Genomic DNA, 14821 nt, shown 5'->3' with positions numbered 1-14821 from the left:
AAAGTTCCGGACTCATTCGCTAACTTTCATCAAGACGATCGTCGATGAATGGATGGCCGATGAGACGAACCTGGCGCGCCCTGCTGGCCGGCGCGGCGACGACCGCGGCGATCGCCGCGGGGATCACCCTGCCGGCCGGACCGGCCACGGCAGCCTCTCTGCAGGAGGTCACCGGCTTCGGCACCAACCCCACCAACCTGCGGATGCACCTGTACGTCCCGGATCGGCTCGCCGCCAACCCGGCCCTGCTGGTGGCGGTGCACTACTGCACCGGCTCGGGCCCCGCCTTCCACTCCGGCACCGAGTTCGCCTCCCTCGCCGACCAGTACGGATTCATCGTCGTCTACCCGTCCGCGACCCGCTCCGGGAACTGCTTCGACGTCTCGACACCCGGCGCGCTCACCCACAACGGCAACAGCGACCCGGCCGGCATCGTGTCGATGGTCCGGTACGTGCAGCAGCGCTACGGCACCGACGTGAACCGCACGTTCGTCACCGGCGCGTCGTCGGGTGCGATGACGACGAACGTCCTGCTCGGCGACTACCCGGACGTGTTCGCGGCCGGCGCGGCGTTCGCCGGTGTCCCGTTCGGCTGCTTCGCCACCACCGACGGCTCGATGTGGAACAGCGCCTGCGCCAACGGCCAGGTCAGCCGCACTCCGCAGGCCTGGGGCGACCTGGTCCGCGCGGCCTACCCCGGATACACCGGCCGCCGCCCGCGCATGCAGGTGTTCCACGGCACCGACGACGCCACGCTGCGCTACCCCAACTTCGGCGAGCAGATCAAACAGTGGACCAACGTGCTCGGCGTCAGCCAGACACCGGTGTCGACCGACAGCCCGCAGGCCGGCTGGACCCGTACCCGGTACGGCGCCAACACGACGCAGGCGCCGGTCGAGGCGATCAGCGTGGCCGGCGGCGGCCACTCGCTGCCGATGAGCGGCATGGCACGCATGGCGATCACCTTCTTCGGCCTGGACACCGGCACACCGCCGTCCTCGCCGCCGCCTTCTTCGCCGCCGCCCTCCTCACCGCCGCCCTCCTCACCGCCGCCCTCTTCACCGCCGCCGTCGGGCGGTGCCTGCACCGTGCGTGCCGCCGTCAATGCCTGGAACACCGGGCTGACCACGAACCTCACCCTCACCAACACCGGAACTTCCGGGCTCAACGGCTGGACCCTGACGTTCACCCTGCCGTCCGGACAGACCATCAGCAGCGGCTGGAACGCCACCTACTCCCCCACGTCCGGCCAGGTGACCGCCCGCAACGCGGGCTACAACGGCACGGTCGCGCCGGGCGCCTCGGTCACCGTCGGATTCCAGGCCACGCACACCGGCAACGCCGGCGCACCCACCGGGTACGCCCTGAACGGCTCGGCCTGCACGACCGGATGACATCGTCAGAGCCGCCGGCGCTTTCCTCAGAAAGGCTTCAGAAGTGACGCCCGTCGCCGATCATATGTATCCAGCGCCGGGTGGGCGCGAATCGTATGAGCGAGGTCCTGAAGGATGCGTGTCCGTGATGTGAGCGTCGGCAAGCGGCTGGGCGCCTCCTACCTGGTGCTCACCTCGTTGATCGTCACGGCTGCCGGAGTCGGCTGGTGGGGGCTGCGCCAGCAGTCCGACAGCCAGCACGAGCTGGCCGCGCTGGAACAGCTGCGTGACGACATCCAGTCCGCGAAGTACTACGCGGCGGACGTCACCGGCTGGCAGGGCCTGGTGATCGCCGACGTCGGTGCGTTCGGGTACGCCTACGCCACCGGCCCCGAGGGGTACAACCGGCAGGGCGAGCTCGAGTCCAAGCAGGCGATCTACGACAACATCGCGGCCGCCCACGTCGGTCACATGACCGCCGCCGAGCAGGCCGAGTTCGCCAAGCTCAAGCCGGCCTGGGACGAGTTCTTCGAGTGGGACTCCACGCTCATGCAGTGGCTGTCCGCGGACACCAAGGCCTCGCGTGCGAAGGCGATGGAGAGCGTCAACGGCGGTGAGGCCGCCGAGTCGTACGGCAAGGTCCTGGACATCACCGACGCGCTGGACCAGTCGGTCAACGCCCGCGCCGAGACGCTGCGCGCCGAGGTGCAGGAGGTCCGCGACACCGGGCTGCGCGCCATCGGCGGTGCCCTGCTGCTCGCCCTGGTCCTCGCCGTGCTGATGGGCACCCTGGTGACCCGCTCGGTGATCCGGCCGCTCGCCGTCGTGGTGGGCGCGCTCAACCGGCTCGCCGGCCGGGACCTCACCGTCCGCGTCGAACTCGACCGGCGCGATGAGCTGGGCCGGCTCGGTGAGGCGCTGAACAGCACCGCCGCCTCACTGCGCGAGACCGTCTCGGCCATCGCCGGGCACGCGGGCACCGTCTCCACGGCCTCGCAGGAGCTGTCCGGTGTCTCGACGCGCATCGCCGCGTCCAGCTCCGAGATCGACGCGCAGGCCGCGGCGGTCGCCGACGCGGCCGGCAACGTGTCCGGCAACGTCGGCACGCTCGAGGCCGGCAGCACGGAGATGACCCTGGCCATCGACGAGATCGCCCGCAACGCCGGTGAGGCGGCCCGGGTGGCCGGCGAGGCCGTCGGGGTGGTCGACCGGACCAATCAGACGATGGGCAAGCTGGGCGCCTCCTCCGCGGAGATCGGCAGCGTGGTCGCCCTGATCACGTCGATCGCCGAGCAGACCAACCTGCTCGCCCTGAACGCCACCATCGAGGCCGCCCGGGCCGGCGAGCTCGGCAAGGGCTTCGCGGTCGTCGCCGGCGAGGTCAAGGAGCTGGCGCAGGAGACCGCGAAGGCCACCGATGACATCTCCCGGCTGGTGCAGGCGCTGCAGGCGGACTCTTCGGAGGCCGTCCACGCGATCTCCCAGATCGGTGAGGTGGTCACCCGGATCAGTGACTTCCAGACGCTGATCGCGGCCGCCGTCGAGGAGCAGACCGCCACGACCAGCGAGATGGGCCGCAACGTGGCCGAGGTGTCGGGCAGCAGCGCCGACATCGCCACCAACATCGCGAAGGTGGCGACCGCGGTGGGCAACACCACCACGGTCGTCAACGAGGCTCAGCACAGCGCCGAAGGGCTGGCGCGTACCAGCACGGAGCTGCACGGCCTGGTGGGCAGCTTCAAACTCTGAGCTTGACCGTGCTGGTGCCACTGCCGTCCACCCGCTGAGGTGCCATCCTCAGCGCAGCCGGGTGCTGGCGGTCACGCTGGTGCCGTCGACGGTGAGCCGCTCGACACCGTGACTCGCCAGGAGCAGGCCGCGTCCCCCGATCGCGTCGGCGGACGGCATGGCGGGCTGAGAGGACACCGGAAGGCCGGGCCCGTGGTCGGTGACCCGGCAGTGGAGCTGGTCGCCGGTACGCCAGAGGACGAGGCGCCCCTGCCCGCCGCCGTGGCGTACGGCGTTGGTGGTGAGCTCGTTGACCGCGACGACGAACCGGTACAGGGCCAGGTCGATCAGACCCTCCCGGACCGCGCAGCGTTCCACGTCGTGGCGCAGAGCGACGAGCGTCTCCAGGGTGAAGTCACGGGTCAGCAGGGTCTGTTCAGCCATGGCGGCGCTCCAGGCAGCGGGCGGCCAGGATGCAGGTGTCGTCGTCCGGGTTGGCGGTGTGCAACTCGGCGAGCAGGCCGGCCAGCGACGCCGGCTGCTCCTCGGCGGAGAAGCGGTTCAGCCTGGCCACCACCGGGACGAGGCCTTCGGCGAGGCTGTGCGAGCGATGCTCGACGAGCCCGTCGGTGTAGATGACGACCACGTCGTCGTGCTCGATCGTGATGCCGGCGGTGTCGTAGCCGGGATCGGGCAGGGCGCCGAGCAGTGGCCCGTACGGCCGGGCAAGTTCGGTGGTGACGCCGGCCCGCGTGTGCAGCGGGGCCGGATGGCCGGCCTGCGCCCATCGCAGCTGCCGGGTCGCCGGGTCGAAGCGCAGGATGACCGCGGTGGCGGTGCCGTCCGGGGCGTCGCCGGCGTACAGCAGCTCGTTGAGGTTCGAGAGCAGTTCCGCCGGGTGTGTCGTGGTGGTGACGGTGAGCGCGGTGAGGGTGTGCCGCAGCTGGGCCATGGTCGCCGCCGCCTGCACGCCGTGTCCCGCGACGTCGCCGACGGCCAGGACGACGCTGCCGTCGCGGGCGACCGCGGCGTGATACCAGTCGCCGCCGACCCGGCTGGCCCGTTCGGCCGGCAGGTACCGCACCGCCACCCGGATGCCGGGCAGGTCGATCGGGGCGTCCGGGATGGGCAGCACGATCTGCTGGAGCTGGGCGGCGAGGCGATGCTCGATGGCCAGGCTCTCCTGGTGCTCGCGCAGCTGCCGTTCGACCTGGGCGAGCTTCACGCGGCTGCTCTCCCGGGCGGTGACGTCCTGAAGGATGCCGTAGATCTTCAACGGCCGGCCGCCGGCGTCGCGTACGGCGTCGACCACGGCCCGCAGATGCTTGATCCGGCCGTTGACCCGGATCCGGTAGAGCAGGTCGGCGGTCTCGCCGCGACCGAACGCCACGGCCGCCTGCTTGCGGACACCGTCGTCGTCGGGCAGGACCAGCGCCTCGCTCTCCTCCCGGGGCATCGGCCCGTCCGCCGGGTCGCGTTCGTAGATGCGGTACAGCTCGTCGGACCACACGGTGGTGTCGGTGACCAGGTCCCACTCGCCCCAGCCGAGGTTGCCGAGCCGTTCGGTGTGCGCCATCCGCTCGGCGAGCCGGGTCTGCTCGTCGTGGCGGACCCAGCTGTTCAGCAGCCCGTCCCCGAGGGGCTGCACGTGGACGGTCACGGTGACCCCGGTGGGTGAGTCGTCGTCGCTGCTCACGTACGGCACCGGGCCGACCTCGCGCGGCTGGCGGTCGGCGAGCGCGTCGCGCCAGGCGGCCCAGACCGGCCCGTCGACGATGGACGGGTACACCTCGCTGACCCGCCGCCCGAGCAGGTCCTCGCGGCGGCGACCGGAGAGATCCACCACGGAGGAGCTGACCGCCACGAACCGGTAGTCCACGATCAGGCCGTCCGGGTCGCGTTCCGGGGCCACCAGTGTTCGCCGGCCCGGCAGGGCGTCGAGGACCTGCTGCACGATCTCCGTCCATTCCCGCGTGGGCGGTACCGGGTCCGGCTGCGGCAGCGGATCCGGACGCGGTGACGGTGTGCGGTGGTGGCGGGTCAGCGCGTCGGCCGCCGTGCGCAGTTGAGCCGGTGGGGTCACGCCGCGGGCCTCCAGCGCGGCCAGGGCGTCCGCCGCGACCTCGTGCACGTCCCGGTCCTGCTCGGCGGCCAGCTGCCGCAGATGGGTGTGCGCCTCGTCGACCCGGCAACCGATGCGCCCGGCCAGCAGGCCGGCGGCCCGTTCGCACACCACCACGGGGTCCAGCCGGGCCCGGCCGATCTTCGCCTCGAGCTCGTTCAGACGGTGCTGATAGCCCTGGTCCGTCTTCATCAGCTGCTCCTGGCCTGTGTGTCGCCGACCGGTGGGCAACGTGGGATCAGCCGCCGGTTTCCGCAATGCCGAACGGGGCGAGCAAGCCGGTCATCTGGAGCTGGTCGAACACCTTTTCGGTCGGGTGTTCGACCCGGAACGCCGCGTCGACCGCGGCGGCGGCCTTCATCGCCCGGATCAGGACGCCGAGCCCGGAGGAGTCCAGGAAGGTCACCGCGGCCAGGTCGACCCGGACGGTTTCCGGGCAGCCGCCGGCGATGGCCTCCCGGACGACGTCGACGATGTGCGCGGCGTTCGTGAAGTCGATCTCGCCAGACAGCACGACGTCCAGCACGCCGCCCGGCTTCGCTTCGATGGACACCGTCTGCACCAGCACTCCTCCCGCCGTAGCCTCACGGTACGCGCGCGGCTCGTGCCGGCCCAGACGCAGACACGACCGGGTGAGGTCAGCTGACCAGGCGCAGCTCGTGGCTGGTGTTGTTGAGCCGGCGGCCGCCGTCCTCGGTGACGGTGACGATGTCCTCGATGCGCACCCCGAAACGGCCCGGCAGGTAGATGCCGGGTTCGATCGAGAAACACATCCCGGGTACGAGCGGACGCCGCTCCCCCGCCACCATGTACGGCGGTTCGTGAGTCGTCAGGCCGATCCCGTGCCCGGTCCGGTGGATGAAGTTCTCGCCGTAGCCGGCGTCGTCGATCACCCGGCGGGCGGCCCGGTCGATGTCCTCGCAGGCGACGCCGGGCCGGACCGCCTCGAAGGCGGTCTGCTGGGCCTGCCGGACGATCTCGAAGACCTCGCGTTCCTCGGCGGTCGGCTCGCCGACGTGCACGGTACGCGTGGTGTCCGACCCATAGCCGTCCTTCAGGCCGCCGAAGTCGAGGACCACCATGTCGCCGTCCCCGATGATCCGCTCGCCCATCTCGTGGTGCGGGTTCGCGCCGTTCGGCCCGGACCCGACCACGGTGAAGTCGACCTGTGAATGCCCGTACTCGCGCAGCAGACCGGCCAGGTCGTTGCCGATGTCGCGTTCCCGGCGGCCGGCGAACCGTACCCCGATGATCCTCTCGTAGGCGGCGTCCGCCGCCGCGCCGGCCGCGGCCAGGCGCTCGATCTCATCGGCGTCCTTGACGGCGCGCAACATCGGCAGCGTCGCGGTCATCGAGCTGTACCGGGCCCCGGGCAGCGCCTCCTGCAGACCGAGCAGGTGCAGCGCCCAAGCCGAGTCGGAGACGGCATAGCGCCCGTGCGGGTCCAGCAGGCGGGCGGTGGCGGCGTACGGGTCGGTGCCGTCCGCCCAGTCGGTGATCGTCACCGCCGGCGCGCCCGAGGCCGCCTCGGCGTCCGGGCGTTCCAGCACCGGCACGATCAGGTGCGGGTCGTGGTCGGTGTCGAGGACCAGCATGGTGATCCGCTCGGTGATCGCGGTGGGCCGGTAGCCGGTGAAATAGACCAGGTCCGGGCCGGGCGTGACGAGCAGCCCGGTGAGCCCGGCCGCCGCGGCCTGGGAGATCGCGTTCTCCATCCGGCGGGTGAAGTCCTTGGTGGTGAACGGCTGCACGGTCATGGGACGAAATGGTGCCACCACGTCGGAGCGGCCCACCTCGTCCCCGGCGGATGAGGTCAGTTCATCGCCGCGGTCGCCAGACTCCGGACGGCGTCGAGAACGGCCGAGGCGACCACCGGTGCCGCCGCGACCGGGTGTGGCGGGTCGCCGTCGCCCCGGGCCTGGCGGGCGTTCGCCGGCAGGTCCTGGACGACGCGGTGCAGCATCGGCTCCACCTCGGCGCGGGGGCCGCGCAACAGGGCGGCGTGCAGGCCGAGCACGGCCACCAGCGCGCACAGGCAGTCGGCGTCGGGCGAGGGCGCGTCGCGGCCGTCGATGCGGTATCCGACCCTGGCCCGGACCCGGACGGCGATGCGCTCGTTCGCGATCTCGTACTCCTTGGCCTTGCGCCAGCGCCGCTGCGGCCCCTCCACGATCACGCCCTTGTGCACCAGCGCCGCGGCCGTGCGCTCGTACAGGCCGGGGCCGGCGGCCCGGAGCACGGCCGGCAGCGCCGGTGCCGGCACCGCGTCCATGATCAGGGCGAGGACGTCGTCGGTGATCGGGTCGCCGGTCGAGTCGCGCTGGAACCGGTCCGCGTGCACCACACCGGACTCGATCGCCACCCGCTGGGTGATCAGCAGATCCATCACCGTCGCGCCGGCCAGGCCGGCCGCCAGGGCCGGCACATGCAGCCGGGGCCGCATGTGCCGGGTTTCGTCGTGGGCGAGCAGGAAGAGTTGCTCGCGTACGAGGACAGGGTCGGGTTCGAGGCGTCGCACGCGATCAGCCGCTCCGCACCACGGCACGCAGCTGATCGTGGGCGCCGTGGTACGCCGCCGCCCCGTGCAGGTACCGCTTGTCGATGCCGGCGCTCATCACGTACTGCGGGTCGACGACGTTACCGGCGCGCGCCTCGGTCGTCTGGGAGACGAGCTGGTACGCGTCCAGCAGGTCCAGCCCGGTCAGCTGGGCGACGTGCCGGACCAGGTCGTCCTGGCTGATCCGGAACGCGTCCTCCAGCGGCCGGGCCGCGCCGAGCGACACCAGCCGCGTGTCGGTCTCCAGTCGCGGGGTAGCGGTCGGCACGCCGGGGATGACGTCGACCACGATCACGGCGTCCATGGCGATCTCGACCGCCACGCCGCAGACCTCGCCCTCGCCCTGCCGGGCGTGCCCGTCACCGAGCGCGAGCAGTCCTCCGGGCACGTTGACCCCGAGGTACAGCGTCGAGCCGGGGCCGAGCAGCGGGGTGTCCAGGTTGCCGCCGTGTACGTCCGGGACGATCGTCTGGCGTACCTCGCTGGCGGCCGGCGCGACCCCCACGGTGCCGAGCATCGGCTCCAGCGGCAGGTCGACCGTGTAGTCACTGCGGCTGGCCTGGTAGCGCACGGTCTGGCGGTCGAGGTCGACGTCGTACAGCCAGACCCGCTCCTCCAGCGGCGGCTGCAGCGTCGGCGTGTGCGACGTCGAGGTCAGCGCCCCGAAGTGCGGGAACGTCGAGGAGATCCCGACCGGCGAGGCGGGGGTCAGCGACACGATGTGCACGGCCAGGGTGTCCCCGGGCCGCGCCCCGTCCACATAGAGCGGCCCGGTGACCGGGTTCAGGTACGGGAACTCGCACACCTGGCTGGGCAGGTCGGTGACCGAGCGGACCTTCCCACCGAAGCAGTCCAGGGTCCGCAGGCTGATCAGGGTGCCCGGCTTGATCTCGGCGATCGGCTCCCGGCCGCCGAAGGTGTAGCCGTACTGGCCGGGCTCGGCCTCGATGCGGGTGATCGACGTGTCAGGCATGCTGGCTCTCCTCGGTACGGACGCCGGCCGGCTCGCCCGGTCCGGTGATCTTCGGCAGGGTCGGCTTGCGCCCGGTGGCGTAGAGGACGACCAGGACGAGTATCCCGAGACCCAGCCAGATCAGGCCGACCCGCTGGGCCAGCAGGTTGGCGTGCCAGATGACCGCGAGCAGGACGGCGGCGCCGACCAGCGGCACGATCACGTTGCGGACGACGCCGCCGCGCGAGCCGTTCCGGTAGTGATCCCAGATCACGCAGACGTGCAGCACGATGAACGCGCACATCGCCCCGAAGTTGACCAGGGCACTCATCAGCGTGATGCCGTCGTCCCGGGTGGACATCCAGACGCCGACGGCCAGCGAGATCGCCGCGGTGGTGAGGATCGCGTTGGACGGCACCGAACGCTTCAGCGACACGCGGGACAGGAACCCGGGCAGCTGGCGGTCGCGGGCCATCGCCATCAGCAGGCGGCTGGTGGCGACCTGCGCGACCATGTTGTTGGCGATGCCCCAGGCCAGGGCGGTGGCCAGCGCGGTCAGAGTGCCGAGCCAGGCTCCTCCGGCGACCTCGGCGGCGTCGTAGAACGCGGAACCCGACGGGTCGCCGTCAGCGATCAGGCCGGCCGGGTCCGGCACGAGCTGCGCGGCGACGTACGTGGACGCGACGAACAGGACCGCCACCGTGAGAAGTGAGGCGTACATCGCCTTGCGGACCGTGCGGGCGCCGTCGGACGCGTCCTCGGCGAGCAGGCCCAGCGCGTCGAACCCGAGGTAGGAGAGCATGCCGATGGCCACTCCGCCGAGCACCAGCGACCAGGTGAAGCTGGTGCCGTTGTAGAACGGGTCGAGGGTGAAGCCGTGCCCCTTGCCGTCGGCGATCGCCTTCAGGCCGTAGGCCAGGAAGATCGCCAGGACGATCAGTTCGGCGACCAGGAACAGCCAGTTCAGCAGCTTGGTGGTCTTGATACCGAGCAGGTTCATCACCGTGTTCGCGACCACGAAGATGACCACCCAGGCCCAGACCGGCACGCTCGGCACGATCGAGGTCATGCTCGCGCCGGCCACCAGCGACAGCAGCAGCGGGATGGAGACGTAGTCGAGCAGGATCACCCAGCCGGTCAGGAACCCGGCGGCCGGCGCGATGGCCCGCCCGGCGTAGCCGTAGACCGAACCGGCGACCGGATACTTCTCCACCATGACGCCGTAGGAGGACGCGGTGAGGATCATCGCCGCGGCACCGACGACGTAGGCGAGCGCGATCATCCCGCCGCTGGCCTGGAAGACGCTGCCGAAGATGCCGAACGGCGCGATCACCACCATGAAGACCAGCCCGTAGGCGGTCAGGTCACGGACGCGCAGTTCCCGCCGTAGTTGTTGCTGATATCCGAACCGGTTGAGAGACATACAGCTGTGTCACCCTTTCCCCCGCGGGCATGGTGAATCGCTGCTCAGGCGGGGCCTGAGCAGGAGGTGCAGCGTGAATAGCGACGCAAGTAAATACCGTGATCGCGAGGCGACGCAAGGTCAGCTAACAACAATGTCAACAGTGTTCGCGCGTGGCGTGACCCACTCCCGGGTTAGTGCCAACCGTCCACCCAACTCACAGTGCTTTCACAGACTCAGGCGTGAGCTGTTCCCACGCGGCCGGAGTCAACCGCCGGCCGAGGACCATGGGGGGAACAGATGACAGACCCGCAGAGCCGCCGGCGCCGATCCCGCTGGCCGGTCGTCGGCGTGGCGCTGGGCGCGCTGGTGTTCACCGGAACCGCGGTGGGCGCGGCCGAGGCGGCCGCGGCCCCGCCCGCACTGGCGCTCGTGGCCGCCGCCAAGACGGTGACCGCCGAGCGGTACGCCGACGGCGACGAGGTGTACCTCTCCTTCGACCTCGGGCTGCACGTGATCGCGGGCAAGGACCCGTTCGAGATCCGGGCCCGCCGCACCGGGTACGGCAAGCCGATCGTGGCGCACCGGACCGTCGTCAAGAACGGCAAGCGGACGAGCGTCGCCCTGCCGGCCGGAACGGTGAAGGACTTCAACGGTCTGCGGAACTTCGCCACGATCACCATCAGGAACGCGGCCGGGAAGGTCGTGGCGTCGTACAAGACGGCGTTCTGTGGCAACTCGTCCGCCTCGGGGCGGACCCGGCGGGACGCTCCGGCGACCAACCCGTACCCGGCCGCGTGCGGCGGCACGAATCCGTTCACGCTGGGCGCGGTGTGGGGTGTCCAGGCGGGCTGGGACGCCGCGCTGCCGGATCAGCCGCGGTCGGCAGCCGCGCTGTCCAAAGTCAAGGCCGGCAAGTACACCGCCACGGCGACGGTGAACCCGGCCTATCGCAAGCTGTTCGGGATCCCGGTGAAGCAGGCGACGGCGAAGGTGGCCATGAACGTCGTCGAGGGGAGATCCGGCGACGCGAGGGCCGCCGCGCAGGCGGAAGGGGCGCACGGCCTGCACCGGCCGGAGTTCCGGGCCGCGGCGCAGCGCCCGGCCACCTCCAGGACTGTCCCGAAGGGACCGAAGCCGGACCTGCGGTCGCTGCCGGCATGGGGCATCTCGCTGTCCCAGGGCACCACCGAGACTGGGAAGCCGGACGGCAAGTGGTACGTCAACTTCGGTGCCACGGTGTGGAACGCCGGCACCTCCCCGCTGCTGGTCGACGGGTTCCGCCGCCCCGGCACCGACCTGATGGACGCCTACCAGTACTTCTTCGACGCCAGGGGCCGGCAGGTCGGGTCCAGGGCGGCCGGCACGATGGAGTGGGACGCCCGTGACGGCCACATGCACTGGCACTTCACCGACTTCGCCCAGTACAACCTGCTGCGGGCCGACAAGAAGCTGGCCGTGCGCAGCGGCAAGGAGTCGTTCTGCCTGGCCAACACCGATGCCGTCGACTACACCATCAAGGGTGCCAAGTGGCGGCCGGAGAACACCGACCTGGCCACCTCGTGCGGGGCGGACACCGTGGTCGCGGTGCGTGAGGTGCTGGACATCGGCAACGGTGACACGTACGACCAGGACCGGCCCGGGCAGTCGTTCGACGTCACCAAGCTGAAGAACGGCACCTACTACATCCAGGTGCTGGCCAACCCGGACCGCAAGCTGGCCGAGTTGAGCACCGGCAACAACACGTCGATCCGCAAGATCATTCTGGGCGGCACGGCGAAGAAGCGCACGCTGACCGTACCGAAGGTGCACGGCATCGCCGGTTGAGCGTCATCGCAGCGGCCGGGTGGGGAGGGTGTGGCTGGTCGCGGCGGCAGCCGCGGACCGGTGCACCGCCTCCACCCGGCCCGCCCGGTGCCGGCCCATCAGAAGGAGCAGGCCGATACCCAGGCCCGACATGACCGTCAGCAGGATCGAGGCACCGGAGAGCCCGGCCGCCAGACCGGCCGCGTCCGAGGCGCCGGCGTCCCACTGCGCCACGGCGACGCTGTCCGACACGGTCGCGGCGGCGGCGACCGCGAGGGCGCCGCCGACGTACCGGGCCATGTTGGAGATGCCGGCTGCCTGCCCGACCTCCGCGTCGGAAACGGCGGCGGTGGAGGCGGAGGACGCCGGCCCGTTGGCGAGCCCGAGCCCGACGGCCATCGCGATGAGCGACGGCACGAAGGCGGCATAGCTCCACGAGTCCGTGACGAAGACGAGCACGAGCGAGCCGGCGGCGGCCAGCCCGAATCCGAGCGCCACCGCGTACCGGCTGCCGATGCGCTGGGCGAGCGGGGTGATCAGCGGGGTCACCGCGATCATCGCGGCGGCCGCGGGCAGGGTGGCGAGGCCCGCTTCCAGCGGCGTCATGCCGAACGTCGACGGGTTCTGGAAGTAGAGGCTGAGCAGGTACATCAGGGCGTTGATCACACCGGCCACCAGCAGGATCGCCAGGGTCGCTCCGACCAGCACGCGGTTGCGCAGCAACCGCAGGTCGACCAGCGGTGCGGTGGCACGCCGCTCCGCGACCACGAAACCCCAGGCGCCGAGGGCAGCGACCACCAGGCAGCCGACGGTCGGCAGCGACAGCCAGCCCCAGTCGCCGCCCATGCTGAGCGCCAGCACGAGAGGTACGAGCGCGACGGCGACCAGAACGGTGCCGAGAACGTCGATCGAGCGGGGCCGGCCCGGGTCCATTGATTCCTTGACGGTCATCAGGGTGAGCGGGATACAGGCGGCGGCGATGCCCGCGTCGATCCAGAACAGGCCCTGCCAGCCGGTGACGTCGACCAGTACGCCGCCGATGAGCGGCCCGGCGGCGGCACCGACCGCGGAGGCGGCACCCCAGAGCGTGATCGCCTTCATCTGCCCGGCCCCGGACGCGTCCACCGACAGCAGGCTCATCCCGCAGGCCAGGATGGTGGACCCGGCCGCCCCCTGGATCATCCGGCCGGCGATGACCCCGGCACCGTTGCCGGCCAGCGCGATCAGTACGCAGGACGCGATGAACAGAATCAGCCCCAGCAGGAACACCTTGCGGCGGCCGAAGACGTCGCCGAGGGCGCCGGACGTGACGATCACCGCGGCGCCGACCAGCATGTAGCCGGTCACCGCCCACTGCAGGACGTCCAGTGAGGCGCCGAGGTCCTCGCTGATCGCCGGCAGCAGGATGGTGACGGCGGAGGTGTTCGCGTTCACCACCAGCGCGGACACACAGGCAGCCAGCAGAACGCCGAGCCCGGCGGCTTTCGACTCGCGGATGTCCGTCATGCGTTCAGGGTCGGGGCCCGGGGCCGGGCCCGGCATCACTCGCACAGGATGATTGCCACCGATGACGGGCCACATAGGTTCGCGGGATGACGGCCGTACCGGTCACCGAGGACGATCTTCTGGCGCTCCTGGGCCCACTGACCGAGTGGCTGCTGAGCTCCAGCTTCGAGGGCACGATGCGCTGCGAGGCGACGGTACGCGAGATCGCCGCCCACTACGGTCACGACGCCGAGGTGACGTTCCTGGCCGACGCCGCGATCCTGACCGTTGCCGGACACACCCTCTCGTACTCCCGGGAGCCCGGCGTGCCGCCGCTGCACCAGGTGACCCGGTTCAAGCATCTGGTCGCCGAGATCCATCGGGGCGGGCTCTCGGTCGGCGTCGCCACCCGGCGGCTGGCCCAGATCCGCGCCATGCCGGTCCGCTGGTCGAAGCCGTGGCAGGTGGCCGGCCTGGTCTGCTTCACCGTCGGTTTCGGCATCTCGGTGCAGGCCACCTGGCAGCAGGTGGTGGTGTCCGCGCTGACCGGGCTGCTGGTCGGCGTTCTGGTGGTCGCCGGTGCCGGCCGCCGCCGGCTGATGCTGATCTCGCCGTTCCTCGCCTCACTGCTGGTCACCGTGGTGGTGCTGCTGCTCACCGAGCGGGGGCTGATCGACGGCGGGCCGATCCAGTTGATCGTGCCGGCGCTGTTCTACTTCATCCCGGGTGACGCGATCACCGCCGCGGCCCTGGAACTGGCCGACAACCGGATCACCGCGGGTGCGTCCCGGCTGGTCTACAGCTTCGTCGTGCTGCTGGTGCTGGCCTTCGGCGCGCTGGCCGCGACGGTGCTGCTCCAGGTGCCGCAGAGCCGGCTCTTCGACGTCACCGTGCCCGGCAACCTCGGCCCGTTCGGGGTGTGGGGCGGGTGGGTGCTGTTCGCGCTCGGGGTGATGCTCACCTTCTCGATGGCCCCACGCGACTTCCCGTGGGCACTCGGGTTGATCCTGCTCACTGCGGCGGTCACCGAGGTGGTCACCCGCGCGTTCGGCGACCCGGCCGGCACGTTCACCGGCGCCTTCGTCATGACGGCGAGCGCGCTGCTGCTCGGGCGCCGGCCCGGACTGCCTCCGGCGTACGTGCTCTACCTGGGCGCCTTCTACGTCCTGACGCCCGGCTCGCACGGGCTGCGCGGTCTGGAGAGCTGGATCGGCGGGCACGAGATCCAGGGGGTGGCCGGGATCGCCGACATGGTCGGGCTGTTCACCGCGATCGCCGTCGGGATGCTGGTCGCGGCGGCCGCGGTCGGCCCCGGGCTAACCCGCCAGGGATGAGGCGGATCAATTCACCACCGCTGATGATCGGCGGAAAAGACACTACCGCGTCGTTGTTGTCT

12 protein-coding genes are annotated in these 14821 nt (G+C 71.1%); 4 read left to right on the top strand and 8 right to left on the bottom strand.

The window, feature by feature from the left end; translation table 11 throughout:
* Window positions 1-59: 59 nt before the first annotated feature.
* Window positions 60-1394: an extracellular catalytic domain type 1 short-chain-length polyhydroxyalkanoate depolymerase gene (locus tag I4J89_RS08420; protein WP_196413272.1), complete on the top strand. Its 1335-nt coding sequence runs from the start codon at window positions 60-62 to the stop codon at window positions 1392-1394.
* A 114-nt stretch (window positions 1395-1508) separates the two neighbouring features.
* Window positions 1509-3122: a methyl-accepting chemotaxis protein gene (locus I4J89_RS08415; RefSeq protein WP_196413271.1), complete on the top strand. Its 1614-nt coding sequence runs from the start codon at window positions 1509-1511 to the stop codon at window positions 3120-3122.
* Between the two features lie 48 nt (window positions 3123-3170).
* Here the strand turns inward: I4J89_RS08415 and I4J89_RS08410 are convergent, their stop codons facing one another.
* The 7 genes from I4J89_RS08410 to I4J89_RS08380 all read right to left on the bottom strand — a co-directional run bounded on the left by I4J89_RS08410 (window position 3171) and on the right by I4J89_RS08380 (window position 10155).
* Complete coding sequence (locus tag I4J89_RS08410) at window positions 3171-3545, bottom strand: ATP-binding protein (RefSeq protein WP_196413270.1); 375 nt, start codon at window positions 3543-3545, stop codon at window positions 3171-3173.
* Window positions 3538-5415, bottom strand: coding sequence for a SpoIIE family protein phosphatase (locus I4J89_RS08405; RefSeq protein ID WP_196413269.1), 1878 nt, complete (start codon window positions 5413-5415; stop codon window positions 3538-3540). The genes I4J89_RS08410 and I4J89_RS08405 overlap by 8 nt, the downstream gene beginning before the upstream one ends.
* 46 nt (window positions 5416-5461) lie before the next feature.
* On the bottom strand, window positions 5462-5785 hold the full coding sequence (locus I4J89_RS08400) for an STAS domain-containing protein (RefSeq protein ID WP_196413268.1): 324 nt from the start codon (window positions 5783-5785) through the stop codon (window positions 5462-5464).
* Between the two features lie 76 nt (window positions 5786-5861).
* Entirely contained in the window at window positions 5862-6980 is a 1119-nt protein-coding gene (locus tag I4J89_RS08395) for an aminopeptidase P family protein (RefSeq protein ID WP_196413267.1), read from the bottom strand.
* A gap of 56 nt (window positions 6981-7036) precedes the next feature.
* A complete protein-coding gene (locus I4J89_RS08390) occupies window positions 7037-7741 on the bottom strand; it encodes a GOLPH3/VPS74 family protein (RefSeq protein ID WP_196413266.1) in 705 nt (234 codons plus the stop codon).
* Window positions 7742-7745: 4 nt separating this feature from the next.
* Window positions 7746-8753 carry an acetamidase/formamidase family protein gene (locus I4J89_RS08385; RefSeq protein ID WP_196413265.1) on the bottom strand — a complete coding sequence of 336 codons (1008 nt, stop codon included), beginning with the start codon at window positions 8751-8753 and terminating at the stop codon, window positions 7746-7748.
* On the bottom strand, window positions 8746-10155 hold the full coding sequence (locus tag I4J89_RS08380) for an APC family permease (RefSeq protein ID WP_196413264.1): 1410 nt from the start codon (window positions 10153-10155) through the stop codon (window positions 8746-8748). Before I4J89_RS08380 ends, I4J89_RS08385 begins: the two co-directional genes overlap by 8 nt.
* Window positions 10156-10434: 279 nt before the next feature.
* Between I4J89_RS08380 and I4J89_RS08375 the strand changes: the two genes are divergently transcribed.
* Window positions 10435-11961: a lysyl oxidase family protein gene (locus I4J89_RS08375; RefSeq protein WP_196413263.1), complete on the top strand. Its 1527-nt coding sequence runs from the start codon at window positions 10435-10437 to the stop codon at window positions 11959-11961.
* 3 nt (window positions 11962-11964) lie between these two features.
* Here I4J89_RS08375 and I4J89_RS08370 read toward each other — a convergent pair whose 3' ends face one another.
* On the bottom strand, window positions 11965-13446 hold the full coding sequence (locus I4J89_RS08370; RefSeq protein ID WP_196413262.1) for an MFS transporter: 1482 nt from the start codon (window positions 13444-13446) through the stop codon (window positions 11965-11967).
* Window positions 13447-13532: 86 nt separating this feature from the next.
* On the opposite strand from I4J89_RS08370, the gene I4J89_RS08365 reads away from it, so the two are divergent.
* Window positions 13533-14759: a threonine/serine exporter family protein gene (locus I4J89_RS08365; RefSeq protein ID WP_196413261.1), complete on the top strand. Its 1227-nt coding sequence runs from the start codon at window positions 13533-13535 to the stop codon at window positions 14757-14759.
* Window positions 14760-14821: the final 62 nt, after the last annotated feature.

This window comes from Actinoplanes aureus, from assembly GCF_015704865.1.
Lineage (GTDB): Bacteria > Actinomycetota > Actinomycetes > Mycobacteriales > Micromonosporaceae > Actinoplanes > Actinoplanes aureus.
The sequence above is the reverse complement of the archived record's forward strand: the minus strand, read 5'-3'. Positions and strand labels throughout refer to the sequence as shown.

What these genes read in the sequence shown, in the direction of transcription:
- I4J89_RS08420 (WP_196413272.1), top strand. Translation starts at nt 60, where the DNA reads ATGAGACGAACCTGGCGCGCCCTGCTGGCCGGCGCGGCGACGACCGCG.
- I4J89_RS08415 (WP_196413271.1), top strand. Translation starts at nt 1,509, where the DNA reads ATGCGTGTCCGTGATGTGAGCGTCGGCAAGCGGCTGGGCGCCTCCTAC.
- I4J89_RS08410 (WP_196413270.1), bottom strand. Translation starts at nt 3,545, where the DNA reads ATGGCTGAACAGACCCTGCTGACCCGTGACTTCACCCTGGAGACGCTC.
- I4J89_RS08405 (WP_196413269.1), bottom strand. Translation starts at nt 5,415, where the DNA reads ATGAAGACGGACCAGGGCTATCAGCACCGTCTGAACGAGCTCGAGGCG.
- I4J89_RS08395 (WP_196413267.1), bottom strand. Translation starts at nt 6,980, where the DNA reads ATGACCGTGCAGCCGTTCACCACCAAGGACTTCACCCGCCGGATGGAG.
- I4J89_RS08385 (WP_196413265.1), bottom strand. Translation starts at nt 8,753, where the DNA reads ATGCCTGACACGTCGATCACCCGCATCGAGGCCGAGCCCGGCCAGTAC.
- I4J89_RS08380 (WP_196413264.1), bottom strand. Translation starts at nt 10,155, where the DNA reads ATGTCTCTCAACCGGTTCGGATATCAGCAACAACTACGGCGGGAACTG.
- I4J89_RS08375 (WP_196413263.1), top strand. Translation starts at nt 10,435, where the DNA reads ATGACAGACCCGCAGAGCCGCCGGCGCCGATCCCGCTGGCCGGTCGTC.
- I4J89_RS08370 (WP_196413262.1), bottom strand. Translation starts at nt 13,446, where the DNA reads ATGACGGACATCCGCGAGTCGAAAGCCGCCGGGCTCGGCGTTCTGCTG.
- I4J89_RS08365 (WP_196413261.1), top strand. Translation starts at nt 13,533, where the DNA reads ATGACGGCCGTACCGGTCACCGAGGACGATCTTCTGGCGCTCCTGGGC.